This window comes from Leifsonia sp. GW821-FHT13C09 (genome assembly GCF_058806435.1).
The window spans coordinates 191,044-212,565 of the sequence record NZ_JBXAPS010000005.1 but is presented as its reverse complement, the minus strand read 5'-3'; the positions used below and the strand labels follow the sequence as shown (position 1 = coordinate 212,565).

The window sequence follows — 21,522 nt, the reverse complement described above, 5'->3', positions numbered from 1 at the left end:
GCGCGCACGACCGCCCGCGCAGCCACCGGAGGAGATCCCACCGCCGCAGCCCGCGATCTCCTCCGCCGACTGCCACGCACCGGCGTGTCGCCCCCGACCTCCTCCGTTGCCGACGCTCTCCCTCAGCGCACCCCGCGCATCATCCGCAGCACCCACGGACTCATCACGGCCAGCACAACGCCGATCACCACCGCGACCGCGCCGATCACCCCGAAGTACACGCCCTCCGTTGCCGGCGAGTACAGCTTCGCCAGCTGCCCGGACATCGCCGTCCCGAGCGCCACCGACAGGAAGTACAGCGCCACCATCTGCGCCTGGAACGCGTGCGGCGCCAGCTTCGTCGACGCCGATAGGCCGACCGGCGAGATCAACAGTTCCGCGATCGTGAACACGAGCAGGATGCCGACCATCGCGAGCAGGGGCGTACTGTTCGCTCCGCCGCCCGCCCAGAACAGGAAGAGGAAGAACGCGAGGCCCATCACGACCGTCCCCGCCGCGAACTTCAGCGGAGTCGACGGCTGCTTGTCGCCCCACTTGGTCCAGATCGCCGCGAACACGCCGGACAGGATGATGATGAAGACCGGGTTGATGGACTGCACCCACGACACCGGGAACTCCCATCCGAACAGCATCCGGTCGAGCCGCTTGTCGGAGTAGATCGTCACCACGGTGAACTGCTGCTGGTAGAGCGACCAGAACGCCGCGTTGGTGATGAAGAGCGGGATGAAGGCGACGATGCGGCTGCGCTCGTCGCCGCTCAACAGCTTCGAGCTGAGGATGACAACGAAGTACGCGATGGCCGCCACGATGGTGACGCCGATCACCCAGAGGGCGAGGTTGATGGCGTTGATGACCCCGGTGAGGACGAGGATGACGATCACCCCGGCCACCGCGATTCCGATCACCAGCGGAAGGCGCGTGCGCGGCAGCGGGTGCGGCACCTCGCGCGACCGCTCCGGGAGGCGCTTCCGGCCGATCGAGTACTGGATGAGACCGATGGCCATCCCGACCGCGGCGAGCCCGAAGCCCCAGTGGAAGCCGAGCGTGGTCTGCAACAGCCCGGTCAGCAGCGGCCCGAAGAACGCGCCCAGGTTGATCCCGAGGTAGAACAGCGAGAACCCGGCGTCGCGGCGGGAGTCGTGCTCGTCGTAGAGCGTCCCGACGATGCGCGTCGCGTTCGCCTTCAGGCCGCCGCTGCCGACGGCGACGAACAGAAGGCCGACGATCACGCCCGCGAAGCTGGGCAGCACTGCGAGCGAGATATGCCCGGCCATGATGACGACGGCGCTCCAGAACAGCACCCGCTCCGACCCGAACAACCGATCCGCCAACCACGCGCCGAGGATCGTGGAGAGGTAGACGGCCCCGCCGTACGCGCCGACGATGCCCGCGGCGGTGGCCTGGTCGACGCCGAGCCCGCCCTTGGCCGCGCTGTAGTAGAGGTAGATGAGGAGGATGCCCTGCATCCCGTAGAACGAGAACCGCTCCCACATCTCCACGCCGAAGATGTTGGCGAGCGAACGCGGCTGCCCGAAGAACCCGTGACTCGCGTCGGTGGGCGGGGCCGTCGCCACTGCTTCGCCTTCAGGGCCGTTGGAGCTGTCGGTGCCACTCATGGCGCCCATGGTCGCACTCCAAATGGCGGAGGGGAACACCCTGCGGGTTGTATACACATTTCTCACGTAAGGCGCCAAGGGTCCCTAGCATCTCAGGATGGACGCCATGCCGACCGCGAATCTGTACGTCGACGGGTTCAACCTCTACCGACAGAAGTTGCAGCACCACCCCGACGCGAAGTGGCTCGACCTCGACGCCCTGGCGACGCTGCTCATCCCGACCCACGCCATCAAACGCATCCGCTACTTCACCGCGATGGTCAGACCTGCGCTCGGCACGGACCCGCGGGCGCCCATCCGCCAGCAGTCTTATGTGCGAGCACTGCGCGCCAACCCCAAGGTCACAATCCACGAGGGGCAGTACCGCAACGACGCCCGGATGATGCCCGCGCTTCCGATCGAGTTCGACGCCTGCCGTAACGACGCGGACCTCTATGTCCTGGTCTCGAACAACTCCGATTTCGCCGCCATGCTGACGCTGCTCACGGAGGAGCTCGGCAAGAGCTGGGCGCTCCTGAGCCCGGTGGACAACCCGAGTCAGCGGCTGCTCGCGCTGGACCCGGTGTTCATCAAGCCGATCCGCCGGGGCGCCCTGCTGGCGAGCCAATTGCCGGGCGAAATCCGATCGACGGGACGCGGCGTCGCCCGGCGTCCCGAGGAATGGTCCACCAACGAAACAGGGGCCTCTTTCGAGGCCCCGTACCCGGTAGCCGAAGCATCCGGGGGTGTGATTCCACTATAACCCACCCGGCGAGGAATCTGAAACAGACATTCGGCTCTACCGCTCCCCCAACTCCCGCAGCACCGCCTCCAACTGCCCCACCGCCCAGTCCAGGTCTCCCGGCTCGACGACGATCGGGGGCGCCAGCCGGATGGTCGAGCCGTGCGTGTCCTTCGCCAGCACCCCGCGCTCCATCAGCAGCTCGCATACTTCGCGTCCCGTGGCCAGCGCAGGGTCGACGTCGATCCCAGCCCAGAGCCCGGCGCCGCGCACCTCCCGCACCCCGTGGCCGACCAGGCGTGCCAGGTCGGCGTGGAGACGGCGGCCGAGCAACTCCGCGCGCTCCTGCGGCTCCCCGGTCGCGAGCAGCGCCACCACTGCGCGACCTACCGCGGCGGCCAGCGGGTTCCCGCCGAACGTCGACCCGTGCTCGCCCGGGCGGAGGACGCCCAGCACGTCGCGGTCCCCAACCACCGCCGACACCGGGACGATCCCGCCGCCGAGCGCCTTGCCGAGGAGGTAGAGGTCCGGCACGACCCCGACCAGGTCGCATGCGAAGGTCGCTCCGACGCGCCCGAGGCCGGATTGGATCTCGTCCGCCAGCAGGAGTACGCGCCGCTCGTCGCAGAGCGCGCGCACCGCGGGCAGGAACCCGGCCGGCGGTACGACGACGCCCGCCTCGCCCTGGATGGGCTCGACCAGCACCGCGACGGTGTCGTCGTCGACCGCATCCGCGACCGCCGTGGCGTCCCCATAGGGCACGCTGCGGAATCCGGGCGTGTACGGCCCGAACCCTTCGCGCGCGTCGGGGTCGTCCGAGAAGCTCACGACCGTCGTGGTCCGGCCGTGGAAGTTGCCCGCCATCACGACGATGTTCGCGCGCCCGTCCGGCACGCCCTTCACCCGGTAGCCCCATGCCCTCGCCACCTTGATCGCGGTCTCGACGGCCTCCGCGCCGGTGTTCATCGGCAGCACCATGTCCTTGCCCGCGAGCGCGGCGAGCTCGGTGACGAACGGACCGAGCTGGTCGTTGTGGAACGCGCGGCTGGTAAGAGTGATCCGGTCGAGCTGCGCCCGTGCGGCGTCCAGCAGCGCCGGGTTGGAGTGCCCGAAGTTGACGGCGGAGTACGCGGCGAGGCAGTCCAGGTAGCGGCGGCCGTCGATGTCCGTCACCCAGGCACCCTGGCCTTCGGCGATGACGACCGGGAGCGGATGGTAGTTGTGCGCCGCATGCTCGTCCTCGAGGGCGATGGCGTGCGCCTGGCGCTCGGTCGGCGCGGCAGTGGACGGGTGGATGCGGTGGGCGATGGTGTCGGCCATGGTCGTCCTCTCTGGGTTGTCCTCTCCGGGTCGGCGCGTCTCAACGCGGGGGAGGGCGGCGTCGGCGGGGGGCTGCGGGCGGGCATCGTCGCCGGCCCGCAGCGCCACGGCGCCGCCGCCGAAGCTGTGAGCTAGTCTCACACGCGGATGTCGCCGATTGGCTGCGTAGCTGCGCACGAAATCGCTGCATGCGACCTCGATCCGCAGCATTTGTGCACGACCGCGAGGTCGAGCGCAACGCGGTCGGCCGCCACGCTCATCCATTGCGCTCGCGCGCACGATTCCCGCGTAACCTTCACCTTCGCGCAACGATCCACCGTATGCTTGCCCCGTGGACAACCTCGATCGCAGCATCCTCGACCTGCTCCGTCAGAACGCGCGCGCCGGCTACGGCGACATCGGCGGTGTGGTCGGCTTGTCCGCCTCCGCGGTCAAGCGCCGGGTCGACAAACTGGTCGGGGACGGCGTCATCCGCGGGTTCACCATCCAGGTGGACCCCGCCATCGACGGGATGAGCACTGAGGCGTACGTCGAGCTGTTCTGCCGTGGCACGGTCTCCCCCGAGGAGCTGCTGCGCATCCTCTCCGCCGTGCCGGAGGTCGTCGACGCGGGCACGGTCACCGGCAGCGCCGACGCGATCGTCCACATCCGCTCGCGCGACATCCCCAGCCTGGAGGCGGCGCTCGAGAAGGTGCGGCTGGCGCCGAACGTCGACCACACCCGCAGCGCGATCGTGCTCTCCAGGCTCATCAACCGCGGCAACAGCTGACCTCGCGGCGTCAGCCTCCCGACCCCCGATGGAGGAAACCTGACGACCGTTCTGCGCAAACGTTCAGCCGACGTCAAGCGCCCAAACCCCCGATTCGAGCGCGACCACGGCGATCAGTGGCACGATGGGCGCATGAAGTTGCTCGTTGTCGAAGACGATCCGGACATGGGAGGCCTCGTCGAGCGGGGTCTCGCCGCCGAAGGATACGACGTCACCCTGGTCACCAACGGCGTCGACGCCCTGATCGCACTGCGCGGGGACTCGTTCTCGGCCGCTGCGATCGACGTCATGCTGCCCGGGATGAGCGGCTTCGAACTGTGCCGGCACATCCGCGAGGCCGCCAACCCGATGCCGATCCTGCTCCTCACCGCGCGCGACGCGATCGAGGACCGGGTCCACGGCCTCGACTCCGGCGCCGACGACTACCTGACCAAGCCGTTCGCGTTCGCCGAGCTGGCCGCGCGCGTGCGCGCGCTGCTGCGCCGCGAGCCGAGCGGGATGCGGCCGCAGGTCAGCGTCGGCCGGCTCACCATCGACTCGCACGAGCACCAGGCGCTGGTGTCCGGGCACGAGATGCCGCTCAGCCGCCGCGAGTTCACGCTGCTGCGGCTGTTCGCGACGAACCCCGACAAGACGCTGTCGCGCGCCGACATCCTCGAGTCGGTCTGGGGGACGACGGACAACATCGGCACCAACGTCATCGACCAGTACGTCTCGTACCTGCGCAAGAAGCTCGACCTCGCCGGGGCCGGCCTGTCCATCGTGACCGAGCGCGGCCGTGGCTACCGGCTGGACGCCAAGAACGCACTGGAGTCGAAGGCCGAGAAGGCCGACGTGAGGACGACGTCGGAGACGCCGGCGCCGTGACCTGGCTGCGGCGCCTGTCGATCACCGCGCGCATCACGATCGGCAGCCTCATCGTCGCCACTTTGTTCGGCCTGGTCGCGGTGGTGGTCATCCGGGTGGGGGTGTCCTCCATCCTCCACAACGCCACCGTCACGCTCCTCAACAACGACGTCGCCGCCCCCTCCGCGTCGGTGCTGGCGAACCCGTCCGGCCCGTTCGACCTGCCGGGCGGCGGCCAGGAGCTCGCCGTCGTCGACTCCAACGGCGTCATCCTGGACTCCACCCTGCCGACGGCGCTGGAGAACCGGATCGACCGCCTGCTGTCCCTCCCGCCCACGGCCACGACCGTGCAGATCGCCGACGACACCTACGAGGTGCTCGTGAAGCCCGTGATCACCAAGCGCGGCGTCATGCACGTCGTCGCCGCCCGCAACGACGAGACGACGTCGCTCATCCTCGACCGCCTCACCCTCGCGCTGCTGATCGGCGCCGGTGTGCTCATCTTCGGCTTCGGCGCGGCGTCGTGGCTGCTGGCGCGCACGGCGCTGAGACCGGTGAGCCGGATGCGCGAGCAGGCCGACCGGATCGCCGGCGGCGAACCAACGGGGACCGACGACGCCGCGGGACTGCTGACCGTCGGGCCGGCCCAGGACGAGCTGTCCGAACTGGCGACCACGCTCAACGACCTGATCCGGCGGCTGCGGGCGTCCGCCGACCGCGAGCGGCAGATGGTGTCGGACGCCAGCCATGAGCTGCGCACACCGCTGGCCGTCCTGCGCGGACAGCTGGAGCTGGCCGAACTGGACGCGGGCGATGCGGACGCGCTGCTCGACGACATCCGCTCGTCGCACTCGACCGCCCTGCGGCTGGGCACGCTCGCCAACAACCTGCTGGAGCTCTCGCGGATCGAGGCCGGCCCCTCCAGCGGCCGGATCGACTGGCGCACGCTGGTGGACGAGCTGACCGACGCGATCGACCGCGCACGGCTCCTGGTCAGCAGCGCGGAGGACGACGGCTCGATCTCGGTGGACTTCGAGTACGACCCCCGGCGGCGCCCGAGCGCGGACGCCCGCGTGGCGCTCTCGCCCACGGACTTCGGGCGCATCCTGGACAACCTGCTCGGCAACGCGATCACGGCGATCCGCAGCCGGGACGCCCGCTCGGACACCGGTCCGGTGCCGCGGCTGGAGGGGGTGGGATCGGCCCAGAGCGACCCCCTCGAGGCCAGAGCGGCCGAGGCCCGGCCGACCGCACTCGAGGACGTCGTGAGCGCCACCCTGCGAGTGGAGTCGGACTGGGTGGTGCTGACCGTGCACGACTCGGGCCCGGGAATGCCGGAGGAGTTCATCCCGGTGGCCCTCGACCGCTTCACCCGCGCCGACGGAGCCCGCACGACCTCCCGCGCCGGCGGCGGTGGCGGCCTCGGGCTGGCGATCGTGGCGGCGCTGGCGGGCGCGGCGGGAGGCTCGGTGCAGCTCGCGAACGCCCCGACGGGCGGCCTCGTGGTCACGGTGCGGCTGCCGATCGTGCGGGTCTGACGCCGCCTCGCCAGTGTCCGGTGTGGTTCGAGTCCCCTCCCGCGGGCCTGACCCCGCTCCTCGTCAGTGTCCGGTGTGGTCCGAGTCCACTCCCGCGTCGGGTCCCTCGTCGAGGCTGTCGATCGCCGCGAGGTCGTCCGCGTCCAGTTCGAAGTCGAACACCGCGAGGTTCTCCGCCATCCGCTCCGGGTTGCGCGACTTCGGGATGGCAACGAGGCCGTTCTGCACGTGCCAGCGGAGGACGATCTGCCCCACGCTGCGGTCGTGCTTCGCCGCGACCTCCGCAAGCACCGGCGCCGCGAGCAGGTCGCCCGAGCCGCCGATCGGGCTCCACGACTCGGTCACGATCCCGTGCTCCGCATCGTACGCACGCTGTTCGCGGCGCTGGATGGCCGGGCTCAGCTGGATCTGGTTGACCGCCGGCGTCACTCCGGTCTCGGCGACCAGGCGGTCGATGTGGGCGGGCTTGAAGTTGGAGACGCCGATCGCGCGCGCCTTGCCGCTCTGCTGGAGGCGGATGAAGGTCTCCCAGGTGGAGACGTACTGGTCGCGCGCGGGCAACGGCCAGTGGATGAGCAGCAGGTCGACGTAGTCGAGCCCGAGCCGGTCGAGGCTTGCGTCGAGCCCGGCGACGGCACGGTCGTCGCCCTGGTAGCCGCCGTCGAGCTTGGTCGTGACGAACCACTCTTCGCGCGCGAGCCCGCTGCCGCGGACGCCGCGGCCGACGCCGGTCTCGTTGCCGTATTTGGCGGCGGTGTCGACGTGGCGGTAGCCGAGCTCGGCCGCGGCGACGACGGCGCGTTCGACCTCGGCGTCGTCGAGTGGCCAGGTCCCGAGGCCGAGTTGCGGGATGCTCGTCCCGGAGTTGAGGGCGATCGCGGGCACGGCGGCGGTGGGGGGATTCTCGGTCATGCGTCACAGAGTAGCCCCGGGTAAGGTGGCGCTCATCGGAAGGAGTGCCATGCCCGCCACACCCCCGGCCCCATCGGACCCCGCCGTGCCGCCCGACGGCGCGCTGCCCTCGGACCCCGACGCTGTCGCCCTCGCCGTGGAGGCCGCGATCGAAGCCGAGGATCTCCCCCAGCTGCGCCGCCTCGCCGATGCCGGCAGCTCGGACGCCGAAGACGCCCTGGTCGAGCTCGCCGCCGAGCGAGGCGACCTCGACGAGCTCCGCCGCCTGGCCGCGCTGGGCAACACCGACGCCGCCGACGAGCTGCTCGAACTCGAGGAGGAAGAGGAGTAGCCCGTCCGGACAGCCCGGTAGCCCCTTAGATGACCCCTTCTGAGAACGTCGTCGGGTTGCCGAACCGGTGGTTGGTGATCGAGATCGCCTGCTCATGGAGGAACGGCAGCACCTCGATCCGCCCGGACGGGGTGACCGGGCCGCTGTAGACGGCGACGTCCGGCGTCCCGCCGAGAGCCGTCGCGAGCGCCACCGGGTCGCCGCCGATCAGTCGGATGCGGGGGGCCGTGACGCGGCGGCCGCGCACGCGCGACAGCCAGTGCTCGTCGGTCTCGACCACGACCTCCACCTCGCGGGCCTTGAGGAGCTGCTGCGTCCCGCGGGGCAGTGCGATGCTCGTGCTCACCGTGAACGCGGACCGTGCGACCGTCGCCGCCGCCATGACGCGCAGCAGCTCGGGGAGACCGCTCCCTTCCGAGAGCCGGATCGCGACGGGGACCGGGCGGTAACGGAAGATGTTCCGCTCCACGCCGAGCGCGGAGACGTCCTTCGCCTGGTGGTACTCGGTCGCGACAGCGATGGCGTCGCTGAGCGCCGAGCGCCGGACGAGGTCGAACGCCGGGTAGTCCATGGCCGACTGGCCCGACTCGATCAGGTCCTGGACACGGGGCTCCAGGCCGCGCAAGTGGAGGCTGGAGCTGGACGTTCCCGACTCCGGTTGCCAGGAGCCCAGGCCGAGCAGGTAGTTCGGGCCGCCCGCCTTGGTGCCGGCGCCGACCGAGGAGCGCTTCCAGCCGCCGAACGGCTGCCGCCGCACGATCGCCCCGGTGATGCCGCGGTTGACGTAGAGGTTGCCGGCCTCGACCGTGTCGATCCACTGGGCCAGCTCGTCCGAGTCGAGCGAGTGGAGGCCGGCGGTGAGGCCGTACTCGATCGCGTTCTGGAACCGGACCGCCTCCTCCAGGTTCCGCGCGGTCATGATCCCGAGCACGGGCCCGAAGAACTCGGTGAGGTGGAAGTACGAGCCGGGCTGCACACCGGTGCGGATGCCCGGCGACCAGAGCCGGCCGGTGTCGTCCAGTCGGCGCGGCTCGACCAGCCACTCCTCGTCGGCGCCGAGCGTGGTCAGCGCGTGCAGGAGTTTGCCCGTCGCGGGCTCGATGAGCGGCCCCATCTGGCTCACCGGGTCCTGCGGGTAGCCGACGCGCATGCTCCGGGTCGCGTCCACCAGCTGGTTGCGGAAGCGCTCCGAGCGCGCCGCCGAGCCCACCAGGATGACGAGGCTCGCCGCAGAGCATTTCTGTCCGGCGTGGCCGAAGGCGCTCTTCACGATGTCGGCCACGGCGAGGTCGTAGTCGGCGCTCGGCGTCACGATGATGGCGTTCTTGCCGCTGGTCTCGGCCAGCAGCGGGAGGTCTGGCCGCCAGGAGCGGAACAGCTTGGCCGTCTCGTACGAGCCGGTGAGGATGACGCGGTCCACGCGCGGGTCCGCGACGAGCTGACGGCCGAGGTCGTTCTCCGCGACGTCGACGAGCGCCAGCAACTCTTGCGGGATACCGGCCTCCCACAGCGCCTCGACCATCACGGCCGCGGCGCGGCGCGCCTGCGGGGCCGGCTTGATGACCACGCCGCTGCCCGCGGCGAGCGCCGCCAGCACTCCGCCGGCCGGGATCGCGACCGGGAAGTTCCACGGCGGCGTGACGACCGTCAGCGCGGACGGCACGAACACGGCGCCCTGCACCGCGTCGAGCTCGCGCGCGAGCGAGGCGTAGTAGTGCGCGAAGTCGACCGCCTCGCTCACCTCGACGTCCGCCTCGGCGATCGTCTTGCCGGTCTCGCTCGCCATGACCTCGATCAGGCGATCGCGGTTGGCCTCCAGCGCGTGCCCCGCCCGGTCGAGAGCGGCTGCGCGCTCGGAGCCGGGCCGGGTCCCCCACGCGGCGCCCGACGCGCGGACGGCCGTGAGGATGCGGTCGAGGTGACCGGCGTCGACGATCTCCGCCTCCGAGATGGTCCGCGCGCCGAGCTCGCTTGTGACGGAACGTGCCAGGATGCGCCGCCCCCACGCTCGGTTGGCCGCGAGCGACGGATCGGTGTCCGCGGTGTTCTGGAAGCCGGTCGCCACCGACGCCGCAGTCGCTGGAGACGCGGGCGGCTCCAGCAGTGCGCCCCCCGTCCCGCGGGTCAGCCCGAGGACGACGTTTGTGAGCCCCTCTTCGGCCGCGCCGTCCGCACCGGAGACGCCCGGCGACGCCTCCGCGTGGACCGCAGGCGGTCGCGTGAACGACTCCGCCGTCTCCTGGTTCCACTCGCGCGAGCGGTCCTGCTGCCGGTTGGGCAGCGGAGCGGATCCGGGCGGCGCCGCGTCGGCCTGCAGCTCGGCGACCGAGGCGAGGAAGCGGTCCCGTTCCCGGTCGAAGAGCCCGCGATCGGACCCGAGCTCGAAGACCGCCGACATGAAGTTCTCCGGGCTGGCGTTCTCCTCCAGCCGCCTGATGAGGTACGAGATGGCGACATCGAACTCACCCGGATCCACCACCGGCGTGTAGAGCAGGAGCTGGCCGACCGTGCGCTTCACGGCCTCCGCCTGTTCGGTGGCCATGCCGAGCAGCATCTCGAAGTCGATGCTGCCGGTCACGCCGCGGTAGGACGCGAGCAGCCAGGCATAGGCGACATCGAACAGGTTGTGTCCCGCGACGCCGATCTTGACGGCGTCGGTGTGCTCCGGCGTCAGCGCCCAGTCGAGGACGCGCTTGTAGTTGGTGTCCGTGGCCTGCTTGCTGCCGTAGGTGGCGAGCGGCCAGCCGTGGATGGCTGCGTCCACGCGCTCCATCGCGAGGTTGGCGCCCTTCACCACGCGCACCTTGATCGGCGCTCCACCCTGGACGCGGCGCTGCGCGGCCCACTCGGTGAGCCCTTGGAGGGCGCCGAGCGCGTCCGGCAGGTACGCCTGGAGGACGATCCCGGCCTCCAACCCGAGCAGCCGGGGCCGGTCGAGGATGCGCTCGAACACCGCGATCGTGAGGTCGAGGTCGCGGTACTCCTCCATGTCGAGGTTGATGAACTTCGGCGACGGGGACGCTGCGGCGAGCTCGTACAGCGGCACGAGCCGCTCCGACACCCGGTCGACCGTCTCGTCGAATGACCACATGGAGAGCTGGGAGGCGATCGACGACACCTTGATCGAGACGTAGTCCACGTCGTCGCGGGCCAGCAGCGCGCGCGTCCCTTCGAGCCGCCGGGCGGCCTCGTGCTCACCCAGCACGGCCTCGCCGAGCAGGTTCAGGTTGAGGCGCGCCCCGTGGCCTTCCGGATCCTTCGGCGAGCGCAGGTGCGCGATGGCCGGCCCGAGTTTCTCGGGCGTCGCGTCCACGACGAGGTGCCCGACCATGCTGCGCAGCACCCGTCGGGCGATCGGGATGACGACCCACGGCAGCACCGGCCCGAACACCCCGCCGAGCCAGATGGCCGCGCGCATGTACCAGGGGAGGAAGGCAGGGATCCGCTTGGCCACCCGCTGCAGGTTGTACCCCGCCACGAACAGATCCTGCGGACGCGCGACGCCGTCGACGAAGCCGACCGCGAAGTCGAGGCCGTGCGGGTCGCGCAACACTCCGGCCAACCGCTCGGCGGCGGGATCGCGCGGCGCGTCCTCGCTGCTGCGAGCGCTCTCGGCGAGCCAGCGCCGTACGAGTTCGACGGCCTCCTGGGCCAGTTGCGCGGGCGGCACCTCGCCGGCTGCGTTCCCGCCGGCCGCGGGCGCGCTCGAAGCCTCGGTCCGCAGGGTGCGCGCGTCGTCCGTCTCTTCAACCATGTCCACGACTTTATTCCTCGCTCCTGAGGCGACGCGGGAAGTCCGGTGATCGGTGGATGGAGTCGCAGTCGCCACTGCCTGTGGATTCATTCTCGACGTGGTCTACCATCGGCGATAGCGAACGTTTCCGAACAATATCGTTCACCGAGACCGAATGGTTGACATGCTCGACATCCGCAGGCTCCGCCTCCTCCACGAACTGAGGATCCGCGGCACCGTCGCCGGCGTCGCGGACGCCCTCTCCTACAGCCCGTCCTCGGTCTCCCAGCAGCTCGCGACGCTCGAGCAGGAGGCCGGGGCCGTCCTCCTCGTGAAGTCCGGACGCCGCCTGCAGTTCACGCCCCAGGGCGAGCTGCTGGCCCAGCGCGCCGCCGCGATCCTGGACGCGCTCGACTCCGCCGAGGCGGCCGTCGCGGACTCCACCGCGACTGTGGCCGGCGTCGTCCGGGTCGCGGTCTTCCAGTCCGCCGCCCACGCGATCCTCCCCTCGGCCGTCGCGGCCCTCGCCCGGGACTACCCCGACCTGCGGGTGGAGGTCACCGAGCGCGAGCCCGAACAGGGCCTCTTCGACGTCTCCGCGCGCGACTTCGACCTCGCGGTCGCCGAGCAGTACCCCGGCAGCACGAGACCGCTCCGCGTGGACCTCGACCGCAGGCCGCTGGCCGCCGACGGCATCCACCTCGCCACGTCGACGGACCACGGCGCCCGCGTCCGCGCGACCACTCTCGCGGGCGCCGCCGACCTCCCCTGGGTGCTGGAGCCGGAGGGAACGGTGTCGCGCACCTGGGCCGTCCAGCTGTGCCGCGCCGTCGGATTCGAGCCCGATGTGCGTTTCGAGACGGCCGACCTGGTGACCCACATCCGGCTGATCGCCTCCGGCAACGCGGTCGGTCTCCTCCCCGACCTGGTCTGGGCCGGCGCGCGTCCGGAGGTGGCACTCCTCCCCCTCCCCGGCTCACCGAGACGCACCATCTTCACGTCGGCGCGCCGCGCGTCGGCGTCGGCCCCGGGCGTGGTCGCCGCGCGCCAGGCGTTCGCCGAGGCGGTCCCGCCCGAGCACATCCCGTAAAGCTGCGCACGGTCGCGCCGGCCTGCGCACGCTCACATGAAGCTGAGCACGTTCACAACGGGGCGGGGAACGTCACATATCCGCGCCGGCCGCGCCCGTTCGTTCCGGAAACTCCAGCGCGCCTCATAAGCTCGGAGCCATGACCGAACCCGTATCCGCCTCCGCCGCGAGCCACGATGTCGTGATCGTCGGCGGCGGGCACAACGGCCTCACCGCCGCCGCCTACCTCGCCAAAGCCGGACGCAGCGTCATCCTGCTCGAACGCCTCGACGACGTCGGCGGCGCAGCCGTCAGCGCCCAGGCATTTCCCGGCGTCGAAGCCCGGCTCTCGCGCTACTCCTACCTCGTCAGCCTGCTGCCGCAGAAGATCATCGACGATCTCGGCCTCGACATCCGCCGGGCCCGGCGCCGCTACTCCTCCTACACCCCGGTCCCCGGGGATCCCGACGGCGCGGGCCTCCTCATCGACAACACCGACGCGGAGGCCACCGCCGCGTCGTTCGCCCGCATCGGCGCAGCCGACGACGCCGAGGCCTTCAACCGCTTCTACGAGGCGACCGGCACCCTCGCCCGCGCGCTCTGGCCAACCGTCACCGAGCCGCTGCTCACCCGCAGCGAGGCGAAGGCCCTCGTCGGCGACGACGGACTCTGGGACGCGCTCATCGAGCGGCCGATCGGCGGGTTCATCGAGTCCCGACTGAAGAACGACCTGGTCCGCGGAGTGGCCGCGACCGACGCGCTGATCGGCACCTTCGCCAGTGTGGACGACGCCGACCTCGCGCAGAACCGTTGCTTCCTCTACCACGTGATCGGACAGGGCACCGGTGAGTGGGACGTGCCGGTCGGCGGCATGGGCTCCGTCACCGGGGAGCTCGCCCGCGTCGCCCGCGAGGCCGGCGCGCGCATCGTCACCGGCGCGGAGGTCACGTCGATCAGCCCGGACGGCTCCGTCTCCTACACGCGCAACGGCCACGAACGCCGGGTGGAGGGCCGCACCGTGCTCGTCAACGTCGCCCCCGACGTGCTCGACGCGCTCCTGGGCGAGCCGGCCGACCCGCCGCGCCCGAAGGCGGAGGGCGCCCAGATCAAGGTCAACCTCCTGCTCACCCGGCTGCCGCGCCTGCGCGACGCCTCGGTCGACTCGGCCGCGGCCTTCGGCGGCACGTTCCACATCAACGAGACGCTCACGCAGCTCGAGGCCGCGCACGACGGGATGCTGCGCGGCGTCATCCCCGAGCACCTGCCGTGCGAGATCTACTGCCACACGCTCGCGGATCCCACCATCCTCGACCCGGAACTCGCCGAGAGCGGCGCGCACACCATCACCGTGTTCGGCCTGCACACCCCCGACCGCTGGGTGACCGACGAGAACAACGACGCGACCAGGGAGCGCCTCCAGGCCGCCGTGCTCGCGTCGCTGAACTCCGTGCTGGCCGAGCCGATCGAGAGCCTCCTGTACACCGACGCCGACGGCAACCCGTGCATCGAGACCAAGACCACCCGCGACCTCGAACGCGCGCTCAACATGCCGGGCGGCAACATCTTCCACGGCCCGTTGTCCTGGCCGTTCGCGGAGGACGACGACGCGCTGAACACCCCGGCCGAGCGCTGGGGCGTCGCGACGCGGCACGAGCGCATCCTGCTCTGCGGGTCCGGCGCCCGCCGCGGCGGCGCGGTGAGCGGCCTCGGCGGGCACAACGCGGCGATGGCGGTCCTGGAGGGCTGAGGTCCCACCGGCGGCGCCCCTTCCTGGGGGGCGCCGTCCCGCACGCCTTCGAGGACTGGAAGGACTCGCACACGACACCCAGGCGTGGCCCCTGCCGGAAAAGCGCACCGGTGACTAGTCTGTGGATCACGAGGGGGACTCTGTAGGAGGTCACCATGATGCCGCAGCCGACAGGACGACTCGTACGCAAGGACGACGGGGTGTATGTGGTCCTCGACCGCATCTTCAAAGCCCCGATCGAGGAGGTGTGGACCTACTTCAGCAGATCGCCCCGGCTCGCCGAGTGGATCGGGGAGTACAAGGGCACGGGCTCGACCGGAGCCGTCAAGTTCCGGATGAACGCGGAGGGCGACGACGCCGAGTGGCAGAACGTGACCGTGATGCTCTGCGACGCTCCGCACCGCCTCCACGTCGACGTCGGCGAGGCCCCGGACTCGCTGGTGATGTTCGTGCACCTGACGGAGGCCAGCGGCCACACGACCGTCACCTTCGGCCAGCGGTTGCGCGCGATCGGCACCTCCGCCGACTACTGCATCGGCTGGGACTATTACCTCGATCGCCTGGTCGCGGCGCACAACGGCAAGCCGTTGCCGAAGTGGGACGACTACTACCCGGCGATGCGCGACCACTACGAGACACTGTGCCGCGAACTCGACCACGACATCCGCGCCGAGCACCTCAGCGCTCAGCGCAACGGCACCACCGGCTGAGCCCGTCCGAGCCGCGCCGGCCACCGCTCAATGCCAGCGGTGGTCCTGCAGGGCGACGCGCGGCCCGCGGCGCTGGAACCGGAACCCGCTGGCCAGGATCAGCCGCACCACCCGCTGACGCTGGCCGCGCCACGGCTCCAGCAGCTCGAGCATGCCGTCGTCGTCCACGCGCGAGCCGGTGAGCGCCTCCCCCACCTGATGCGCCAGGTGGTAGTCGCCGACGCTGACCAGGTCGGGGTGCGCGTGCGAGCGCTGCAGGGTCTCCGCCGCGGTCCACTGGCCGACGCCCGAGATGGTCCGGAGGGCGGCCTCCGCCGCGTCGAGGGTGGCGGCCGACCCGATCGCGCGCTCCAGCGACGGCGCCAGCACGAGCACCGCCTGCGCGGCACGCGCGCGCCGCGGGTCCACCCCGGCGCGATGCCAGTCCCACGACGGGATGCCGCGCCACTGCTGGAGCGTCGGCGCCACCCGCATCCCCTCGGGCGCCGGCCCGGGGGCCGGCTCGCCGTACCAGCGCAGAAGCCGCGCCCACGACCGGTAGGCCTCCAGGCTGGTGACGCGCTGCTCGATGATCGCGGGAAGCAGCGCCTCCAGCACGAGGCCCGTGCGAGTCAGCCGGAGGCCCGGGTTGCGGTGCAGGCTCTGCCGGAGGAGCGGATGCGCCGACACATCGAGGCCCGACCAGTCGTCGCCGCGGCCGAGCAGTCCGGGCACCGCGGAGATCACCCAGTGCGCGCCGGGACCCCAGGCGGCCGCCGCGACGCTGCCGTCGGCCGCGGGGCGGAGGACGCGCAGGGTCGCCGGCCCCTCCGGCGTGCGCCACGTGCGCCACATCCCGCCGAGGTCCCAGGTGGTCGTCGGGTCGTAGGGCCCACGGCCGAGCTGGCCCAGCGTGCCGGACAGGTCGAGCGGCCCGGCCGGACGGTACACGGTCTCCACGGCGCGCCCGGAAGGGGCGTCGGCGGGGAGCACGGCGATCATGCACGGCATGCTACGTCACCCGGCTGACCGCGACATCGAGGACGGGGCTGGCCGGGTGTCGGTGGATTCCCCTAGGTTCCCCTCATGGCGATCGATATCGAAGCCGACGCCGTCGCGCGCCTCCGCGACCGCGTCCACGGAACCGTCTACGTTCGCGGCGACGAGGGGCTCGCCCCCGAAGTCGCATGTTTCAACCCGGCCGTCCGGCACGATCCGGATGTCGTGGTCGCCGTAGCCGCGGAGGAGGACGTCGCGGAGGCTGTGCTTTTCGCCCGCGAGCAGGGCCTCCCGGTGCGCGTCCAAGCAACCGGCCACGGCTCGGAGGCCCCGATCGCCGGCGGCCTCATCGTCTCCACCCGCGCACTCGACACGATCGACGTCGACCCCGCGTCCCGGCTCGTCCGGCTGGGCGCCGGGGTCCGCTGGGCGCCGGTCATCGCCGCGACCGCCGAGTTCGGGCTGGCCCCGGTAACCGGGTCGTCGACCAGCGTCGGCGCGGTCGGCTACACCCTCGGCGGAGGCCTCGGCCCGCTGGCCCGCACGCACGGCTTCACCGCCGACTGGGTTCGCGGCTTCCGCGTCGTCACGGCGGACGGGGAGATCGTCACGGCCGACGCCGAGTCCCATCCCGAACTGTTCTGGGCGCTCCGCGGCGGCAAGGGCGGCCTCGGCGTCGTCACCGAGATGACGCTGGAGCTGGTGCCGCTGACGACCCTCTACGCGGGCAGCGTGTTCTTCGAGGGCGACGCGATCGAGCCGGCCTTCCGCGCCTGGGTCGAATGGGCGGCCTCGCTCGGCGAGGAGGCCACGACCTCCGTCGTCCTGCTGCGCGTCCCCGACGTCGACGGGCCGCCCCCGCCGCTGCGCGGACGCACGGTGCTCAGCGTGCGGTTCGCCTATCCGGGCGACCCCGCCGAAGGCGAACGCCTGTTCGCGCCCATCCGGGCGGCCGCGCCGGTGTTCCTCGACTTCGTGGGCGTGATCCCGACGACCGCGGTCGCGACCATCCACAACGACCCGGAGGAGGGCTCGCCGGCCTGGATCCGCGGCTTCATGCTCGACGACTTCGACGCCGCGGACGGCGACGCACTCTTCGATGTGGCAGGCCCGCGGGTCGAGTCGCCCTTCCTCGCCCTGGAGATCCGCCAGCTCGGCGGCGCCGCCCGGCGCGACACCCACGACGGCACGGCGGTCGGGGGACGCGACAGCGGCTACGCCCTGAGCGCTATCGCCGCCGACCCCGAGACCTTCGACTCCGCAGCGCCCGCGGCAGCCGAGGCGATCACCCGCGCACTGGAGCACCGCATCTCCGCGATCACGAACGTCAACTGGGCGGCGGACCTCACCGACCCGGCCGTGTTCGCCGCCACGTGGCCGGCCGACGTGCACGCGCGGCTCACCGAAGCGCGCGCTGCCTAAGACCCGGAGCGCGTCTTCGCGTTCGGTCCGGCGTGAGCAGGCTTCGACTCACTCGGCCCAGACGCTCGGCGCCTCGGCGCGGGTGGACGGCAGCGCGGCGTCCGCGCCCCACTCGAGCAGCCACTCCGGGACCGTGACGTCGGTCGGCGCCGGGCCGACGGCCTCCAACAGCTCCTCGATCGAGACGACCCCTCCGCTGCGCTTCAGGAAGCGTCCGCGGATGAAGGCCTGGGTGTAGATCTCGCCGTCGACCGTGAACCGCTGCTCGACGTAGACGGCCTTCTCGTCGAACCCGAGGATGCGCGACTCCACCACGAACGCTTGCCACAGCTCCAACGACTTGCGGAACGAGATGGTCTCCGACGCGACCACGGGATACCAGCCGCGCTGCTCGAAGATCGCCCAGACGCCGTTCCTGCGCAGCAGGTCGAACCGCCCGATGTCGGCGATCGACAGGTACACGCCGTTGTTCATGTGCTTGAGGATGTCGAGGTCGGTCGGCAGCACCCGGAAGCGGGTGCGGGCCACGTCCCAGTGGCCGAGACGCGCGCCGAAGCGGGAGAGGAACGCGTGGAGCATCGTCCGGAAGATCATGTGCACGCGGTCATGTTAGTGATGCGCCAAGGCTCCCTCATCTTCGTTGTGGACCCTCTCCAAGCCCGCTAGGGTTCTGCGAGGGGGAAATCGTGCTGAATCGAATATTCCGGGGTGGGACTGCGTCGAAGGCCGCTCGGATGCGCGCCCGGCGGACGGCAGCCGCGACGGTCGCCGCTGTCGCCGTGCTCTCGGCGCTCGCCGGCTGCGCACTGTTCGCGAGCGGCGGCACGGGAGCTGCGGTCGCGGGCGCCACGCACTCGCGGACGCCCAAGCCCACCACGACGCCGACGTCGGACGATCGCAGCTACGGCACCGCGACGCCGACCCCGACGCCCACGACGACACCGACGCCGGTGCCCGCGCCCACGCTGACACCGGTCCCGGCCGGGACCGTGGTGGCGGAGGCGAGCGTCGCATCGCCCAAGGGCAGCATCCACTTCCATTACCGAGTGGTCTCGAACGGGGACAACACCTACTCGGCCCAGTACTCGGACTTCACGTCGACGGTGCCGGTCCCGGTGTCGGTCACCTTCATCGACATCCCGCCACGCGTCGGCGACGGTTTGACCTACCACGGCGTCGGTGACCACCAGCTCGGCGGCCCCACCACGGCGCCGGCCGCCCCGTCGACGGCGCTGCTGAGCGGCGCCGGCCAGCCGTCCTACCTCGGCACACTGGTCACGTACTCCTCGGCCGCCTCCTTCGACGGCGTCCCGCAGGAGCTCGGCCCGAACAAGGTGCTCGCCGTCGACAAGGTGCGCTGGTCGGTGCCGGTCCGCCCGTCGAACGTGCACCCGGTCGACTCCGGAGCCCGCCCCAACGCCACCGGCGCGGTGACGGCGACGACGGCAAGCGGCGCGCCCAGACGCTACGAAGTCGCCGAGGGGGACACGACCACGGCCGTGGCGGATCGCTTCGGGATCCCGGTGGAGTGGCTGCTCTGGCTCAACCCGGACCTGCCGCGCGCCGGCGGGAGTCAATACCTGCTCGCGTCGACGGCGCTGAACCTGGACCCGGACAGCTTGTAGGGGGCGCATCCCGCACGCCGGGGCGGCTCAGCGCGGCAGCGGCACCTCGAGGATGCTCGGCCCGGCCGGCGGCGCCGAGAGCGCCTGGTCGAGCTCGCCCTTGGTGCGCGCGACCGCGTACTCCCAGCCGTAGGCGCGCGCGAGCGCCGACAGGTCGACGGCCTGCGGGGTGTACAGCACCCGATCGAACGCCTCGGCCGGCGCCGTTGCGGCGACCTCCAGCCCGTCGAAGATCGTCCCGCCGCCGTCGTTGCCGACCACGACCTGGAGGTGCGGGCGGGTCTCCCCCGCCCCTCCGAGTAGCGCGCCGACATCGTGGAGGAGCGCGAGGTCGCCGAGCAGCACCCGGGTGACACCCGCGGCGGCGCCGGCCTCCACGGCCCGCGCCTCGGCGGCGAGCGCGATGCCCGTGGCCGTCGCGATCGTCCCGTCGATGCCCGCGAGCCCGCGGTTGGCGTGCACCACGATCTTCTTGCCCGGCACCAGCCGGTCGGCGTCGCGGATCAAGCGGGACGCTCCCAGCACCAGCCGGTCGTGCGGCCAGGTGTAGCGCCAGAGCGCCTCCGCCAGCAGCGGCCGGGTGATCGGAGCCCGAACCGCCGCGAGCTCGGCGCGCGCGAACGCGAGCGCGTCGGCCGGCTCGTACGAGCGCGCCTTCTCCACGTCCGGGGCGGAGGCGGCGGGATCTGCCGCGCGCTCGGCCTCCTCGGTCAGGCGCCGGCTCGCGAAGACCCAGCTCCCGACCCACGACCGCACGTCCGGGCTGCGGAGGTCGACGCCCGAAGGCGCGCTGACGCCGCCCACGACCCGTGCGCGCCGGCCCGGGTTGTACGCCTCCACGCCGGTCGGCGCGACGACCAGCACCTCGACGTCGTCGCGCAGCAGCAGCGCGGGGACCTCCCGGCTGAGCGTGGGATGCCCGAACACGACGGCCCGCTCGACCCGGCCCCCGAAGTACTCGTCCCGCAGCAGCTCGCGGTACGCCACCACCAACTCCGGCCCGAACCGCGCGCCGCTCGACACCTCCGCGAGCAGGGGGTAGCCGCCCGCCCGGGCGAGTTCCGCCGCCGCGTCCCCGGCGTCCGCCCCGGCCACCACGACCGTGCGCGGGCCGGCCGCCAGCTCCACGACCTCGCGGCCTAGGGCCGCCGGCCCGGCCGTCGCGGGCAGGTCACCCCGGACGAGTCCCCGGACGGACGGCACCGCGACCGACAGCGGCTCGCGGAATCCGATGTTGAGGTGCACCGGCCCGGGATCCGCGGTCGACGCGCCCACGGCGTCCTCCACGGCCGAACGAGCGAGCGCCCGCGCCTCCGCGAGCTCGCCCTCCGCGCCGATGGGCGCCGTGACATCGTGGCTCGCGCGCACGACCGTCCCGTAAAGGCCGTCCTGCCGGGTGGTCTGGTTCGAGCGGATGCCGCGGAGCTCGCTCGGCCGATCGGCGGTGACGACGACCATCGGGATGCCGGCCTCGTGGGCCTCCAGTACGGCCGGATGGAGGTTCGCGGTGGCCGTGCCGCTGGTCGTGACGATCACGGTCGGGGCGCCGGTCTCCCGGGTCAGCCCGAGCGCGAGGAAGCCGCCGACGCGCTCGTCGATCCGCACGTGCAAGCGCACGGCTCCCGCCCGTTCGAGCTCGGCCGCGGCGAGCGCGAGCGCCTGCGAGCGCGATCCGGGACTCACGACGATGTCGGCGACGCCCGCCTCCACGAAGCCGGCCAGGAGCGCGAGCGCGTAGTCGGTCGCCGGGTTCCCGGTGGCCTCCACCTCCGCGGGCTCTTCCGAGACCCGCGGGTCACCCATCCCGTCGGCCGGTCTGGTCGTCGGGACCGTTGTCGTCGAGGTCGGCCAACTCCTTCTCGAGCCGGCGGATGCGCTCCTCCTGGTCGCGGTCGATCCGCAGCTTGCCGAGGAACTCGGGGTCGTCGTCCGGAGCGCTGACCCTCCGGCCGGCCTCCGAGCGTCGTCGGCCGCGGCCGATCAGGAACCAGAGGATCCCGCCGATGATCGGGAACAGGACGACGACGAGCACCCACACGGGCTTGGGTAGGCCACGCACCCTGGAACGGTCGAAGAGAGCGCAGTCTGCCACCGAATAGATGTAGAAAACCGCGGCTGCGACGCCGAGGACTATCCAGAGGCGAACCATGGCTACATCGTAACTCTCAGGAGGCCTGCCTAAGCT

At 71.7% G+C, this 21,522-nt stretch carries 18 protein-coding genes; 10 read left to right on the top strand and 8 right to left on the bottom strand.

From position 1 onward, the window contains the following. Positions 1 to 122: 122 nt before the first annotated feature. Positions 123 to 1,625 (bottom strand): peptide MFS transporter, encoded by a 1,503-nt coding sequence (locus AC1ROW_RS16795; RefSeq protein ID WP_493020031.1) that lies wholly within the window; start codon positions 1,623 to 1,625, stop codon positions 123 to 125. 88 nt (positions 1,626 to 1,713) lie between these two features. Between AC1ROW_RS16795 and AC1ROW_RS16790 the strand changes: the two genes are divergently transcribed. Then, on the top strand, positions 1,714 to 2,358 hold the full coding sequence (locus tag AC1ROW_RS16790) for a PIN domain-containing protein (RefSeq protein ID WP_493020030.1): 645 nt from the start codon (positions 1,714 to 1,716) through the stop codon (positions 2,356 to 2,358). 36 nt (positions 2,359 to 2,394) lie between these two features. On the opposite strand, the gene rocD is transcribed toward AC1ROW_RS16790, so the two are convergent. Further along, the gene (gene rocD / locus AC1ROW_RS16785; protein ID WP_493020029.1) at positions 2,395 to 3,657 is read right to left on the bottom strand and encodes an ornithine--oxo-acid transaminase; all 1,263 of its coding nucleotides are present in this window, start codon (positions 3,655 to 3,657) and stop codon (positions 2,395 to 2,397) included. Positions 3,658 to 3,988: 331 nt separating this feature from the next. On the opposite strand from rocD, the gene AC1ROW_RS16780 reads away from it, so the two are divergent. The 3 genes from AC1ROW_RS16780 to AC1ROW_RS16770 all read left to right on the top strand — a co-directional run bounded on the left by AC1ROW_RS16780 (position 3,989) and on the right by AC1ROW_RS16770 (position 6,810). After that, complete coding sequence (locus AC1ROW_RS16780; RefSeq protein WP_345839942.1) at positions 3,989 to 4,426, top strand: Lrp/AsnC family transcriptional regulator; 438 nt, start codon at positions 3,989 to 3,991, stop codon at positions 4,424 to 4,426. A 132-nt stretch (positions 4,427 to 4,558) separates the two neighbouring features. After that, on the top strand, positions 4,559 to 5,293 hold the full coding sequence (locus tag AC1ROW_RS16775) for a response regulator transcription factor (protein ID WP_493020028.1): 735 nt from the start codon (positions 4,559 to 4,561) through the stop codon (positions 5,291 to 5,293). After that, positions 5,290 to 6,810 carry an ATP-binding protein gene (locus AC1ROW_RS16770; RefSeq protein WP_493020027.1) on the top strand — a complete coding sequence of 507 codons (1,521 nt, stop codon included), beginning with the start codon at positions 5,290 to 5,292 and terminating at the stop codon, positions 6,808 to 6,810. The genes AC1ROW_RS16775 and AC1ROW_RS16770 overlap by 4 nt, the downstream gene beginning before the upstream one ends. 63 nt (positions 6,811 to 6,873) lie before the next feature. Here AC1ROW_RS16770 and AC1ROW_RS16765 read toward each other — a convergent pair whose 3' ends face one another. Then, positions 6,874 to 7,722, bottom strand: a complete 849-nt coding sequence (locus tag AC1ROW_RS16765) for an aldo/keto reductase (protein ID WP_493020026.1) — start codon at positions 7,720 to 7,722, stop codon at positions 6,874 to 6,876. 49 nt (positions 7,723 to 7,771) lie between these two features. On the opposite strand from AC1ROW_RS16765, the gene AC1ROW_RS16760 reads away from it, so the two are divergent. Beyond that, a complete protein-coding gene (locus AC1ROW_RS16760; RefSeq protein ID WP_493020025.1) occupies positions 7,772 to 8,053 on the top strand; it encodes a hypothetical protein in 282 nt (93 codons plus the stop codon). A gap of 25 nt (positions 8,054 to 8,078) precedes the next feature. Here the strand turns inward: AC1ROW_RS16760 and AC1ROW_RS16755 are convergent, their stop codons facing one another. Beyond that, on the bottom strand, positions 8,079 to 11,807 hold the full coding sequence (locus tag AC1ROW_RS16755) for a proline dehydrogenase family protein (RefSeq protein WP_493020024.1): 3,729 nt from the start codon (positions 11,805 to 11,807) through the stop codon (positions 8,079 to 8,081). Between the two features lie 163 nt (positions 11,808 to 11,970). Here AC1ROW_RS16755 and AC1ROW_RS16750 point away from each other — a divergent pair, with 163 nt between their 5' ends. From AC1ROW_RS16750 to AC1ROW_RS16740, 3 genes are all read left to right on the top strand, one after another. After that, positions 11,971 to 12,876: a LysR substrate-binding domain-containing protein gene (locus tag AC1ROW_RS16750; RefSeq protein ID WP_493020136.1), complete on the top strand. Its 906-nt coding sequence runs from the start codon at positions 11,971 to 11,973 to the stop codon at positions 12,874 to 12,876. A gap of 139 nt (positions 12,877 to 13,015) precedes the next feature. Next, positions 13,016 to 14,602 (top strand): phytoene desaturase family protein, encoded by a 1,587-nt coding sequence (locus AC1ROW_RS16745; RefSeq protein ID WP_493020023.1) that lies wholly within the window; start codon positions 13,016 to 13,018, stop codon positions 14,600 to 14,602. Positions 14,603 to 14,757: 155 nt separating this feature from the next. After that, positions 14,758 to 15,312, top strand: coding sequence for an SRPBCC domain-containing protein (locus AC1ROW_RS16740; protein WP_493020022.1), 555 nt, complete (start codon positions 14,758 to 14,760; stop codon positions 15,310 to 15,312). 27 nt (positions 15,313 to 15,339) lie between these two features. Here the strand turns inward: AC1ROW_RS16740 and AC1ROW_RS16735 are convergent, their stop codons facing one another. Beyond that, positions 15,340 to 16,302 carry a DNA-3-methyladenine glycosylase family protein gene (locus AC1ROW_RS16735; RefSeq protein ID WP_493020021.1) on the bottom strand — a complete coding sequence of 321 codons (963 nt, stop codon included), beginning with the start codon at positions 16,300 to 16,302 and terminating at the stop codon, positions 15,340 to 15,342. A gap of 75 nt (positions 16,303 to 16,377) precedes the next feature. Between AC1ROW_RS16735 and AC1ROW_RS16730 the strand changes: the two genes are divergently transcribed. Further along, positions 16,378 to 17,712: an FAD-binding oxidoreductase gene (locus tag AC1ROW_RS16730; protein WP_493020020.1), complete on the top strand. Its 1,335-nt coding sequence runs from the start codon at positions 16,378 to 16,380 to the stop codon at positions 17,710 to 17,712. 48 nt (positions 17,713 to 17,760) lie between these two features. Here AC1ROW_RS16730 and AC1ROW_RS16725 read toward each other — a convergent pair whose 3' ends face one another. Further along, entirely contained in the window at positions 17,761 to 18,312 is a 552-nt protein-coding gene (locus AC1ROW_RS16725; RefSeq protein WP_493020019.1) for an acyl-CoA thioesterase, read from the bottom strand. 134 nt (positions 18,313 to 18,446) lie between these two features. Here AC1ROW_RS16725 and AC1ROW_RS16720 point away from each other — a divergent pair, with 134 nt between their 5' ends. Further along, complete coding sequence (locus AC1ROW_RS16720) at positions 18,447 to 19,337, top strand: LysM domain-containing protein (RefSeq protein ID WP_493020018.1); 891 nt, start codon at positions 18,447 to 18,449, stop codon at positions 19,335 to 19,337. A 27-nt stretch (positions 19,338 to 19,364) separates the two neighbouring features. Here the strand turns inward: AC1ROW_RS16720 and menD are convergent, their stop codons facing one another. Both menD and AC1ROW_RS16710 read right to left on the bottom strand, forming a co-directional pair. Next, positions 19,365 to 21,140 carry a 2-succinyl-5-enolpyruvyl-6-hydroxy-3-cyclohexene-1-carboxylic-acid synthase gene (gene menD / locus AC1ROW_RS16715; protein WP_493020017.1) on the bottom strand — a complete coding sequence of 592 codons (1,776 nt, stop codon included), beginning with the start codon at positions 21,138 to 21,140 and terminating at the stop codon, positions 19,365 to 19,367. Further along, a complete protein-coding gene (locus tag AC1ROW_RS16710) occupies positions 21,133 to 21,486 on the bottom strand; it encodes a PLD nuclease N-terminal domain-containing protein (protein ID WP_493020016.1) in 354 nt (117 codons plus the stop codon). The genes menD and AC1ROW_RS16710 overlap by 8 nt, the downstream gene beginning before the upstream one ends. Positions 21,487 to 21,522: the final 36 nt, after the last annotated feature.

What these genes read in the sequence shown, in the direction of transcription:
- rocD (WP_493020029.1), bottom strand. Translation starts at nt 3,657, where the DNA reads ATGGCCGACACCATCGCCCACCGCATCCACCCGTCCACTGCCGCGCCG.
- AC1ROW_RS16735 (WP_493020021.1), bottom strand. Translation starts at nt 16,302, where the DNA reads ATGCCGTGCATGATCGCCGTGCTCCCCGCCGACGCCCCTTCCGGGCGC.
- AC1ROW_RS16710 (WP_493020016.1), bottom strand. Translation starts at nt 21,486, where the DNA reads ATGGTTCGCCTCTGGATAGTCCTCGGCGTCGCAGCCGCGGTTTTCTAC.
- AC1ROW_RS16795 (WP_493020031.1), bottom strand. Translation starts at nt 1,625, where the DNA reads ATGGGCGCCATGAGTGGCACCGACAGCTCCAACGGCCCTGAAGGCGAA.
- AC1ROW_RS16760 (WP_493020025.1), top strand. Translation starts at nt 7,772, where the DNA reads ATGCCCGCCACACCCCCGGCCCCATCGGACCCCGCCGTGCCGCCCGAC.
- AC1ROW_RS16730 (WP_493020020.1), top strand. Translation starts at nt 16,378, where the DNA reads ATGGCGATCGATATCGAAGCCGACGCCGTCGCGCGCCTCCGCGACCGC.
- AC1ROW_RS16740 (WP_493020022.1), top strand. Translation starts at nt 14,758, where the DNA reads ATGATGCCGCAGCCGACAGGACGACTCGTACGCAAGGACGACGGGGTG.
- AC1ROW_RS16755 (WP_493020024.1), bottom strand. Translation starts at nt 11,807, where the DNA reads ATGGTTGAAGAGACGGACGACGCGCGCACCCTGCGGACCGAGGCTTCG.
- AC1ROW_RS16745 (WP_493020023.1), top strand. Translation starts at nt 13,016, where the DNA reads ATGACCGAACCCGTATCCGCCTCCGCCGCGAGCCACGATGTCGTGATC.
- AC1ROW_RS16775 (WP_493020028.1), top strand. Translation starts at nt 4,559, where the DNA reads ATGAAGTTGCTCGTTGTCGAAGACGATCCGGACATGGGAGGCCTCGTC.
- menD (WP_493020017.1), bottom strand. Translation starts at nt 21,140, where the DNA reads ATGGGTGACCCGCGGGTCTCGGAAGAGCCCGCGGAGGTGGAGGCCACC.
- AC1ROW_RS16790 (WP_493020030.1), top strand. Translation starts at nt 1,714, where the DNA reads ATGGACGCCATGCCGACCGCGAATCTGTACGTCGACGGGTTCAACCTC.
- AC1ROW_RS16720 (WP_493020018.1), top strand. Translation starts at nt 18,447, where the DNA reads ATGCGCGCCCGGCGGACGGCAGCCGCGACGGTCGCCGCTGTCGCCGTG.
- AC1ROW_RS16765 (WP_493020026.1), bottom strand. Translation starts at nt 7,722, where the DNA reads ATGACCGAGAATCCCCCCACCGCCGCCGTGCCCGCGATCGCCCTCAAC.
- AC1ROW_RS16750 (WP_493020136.1), top strand. Translation starts at nt 11,971, where the DNA reads ATGCTCGACATCCGCAGGCTCCGCCTCCTCCACGAACTGAGGATCCGC.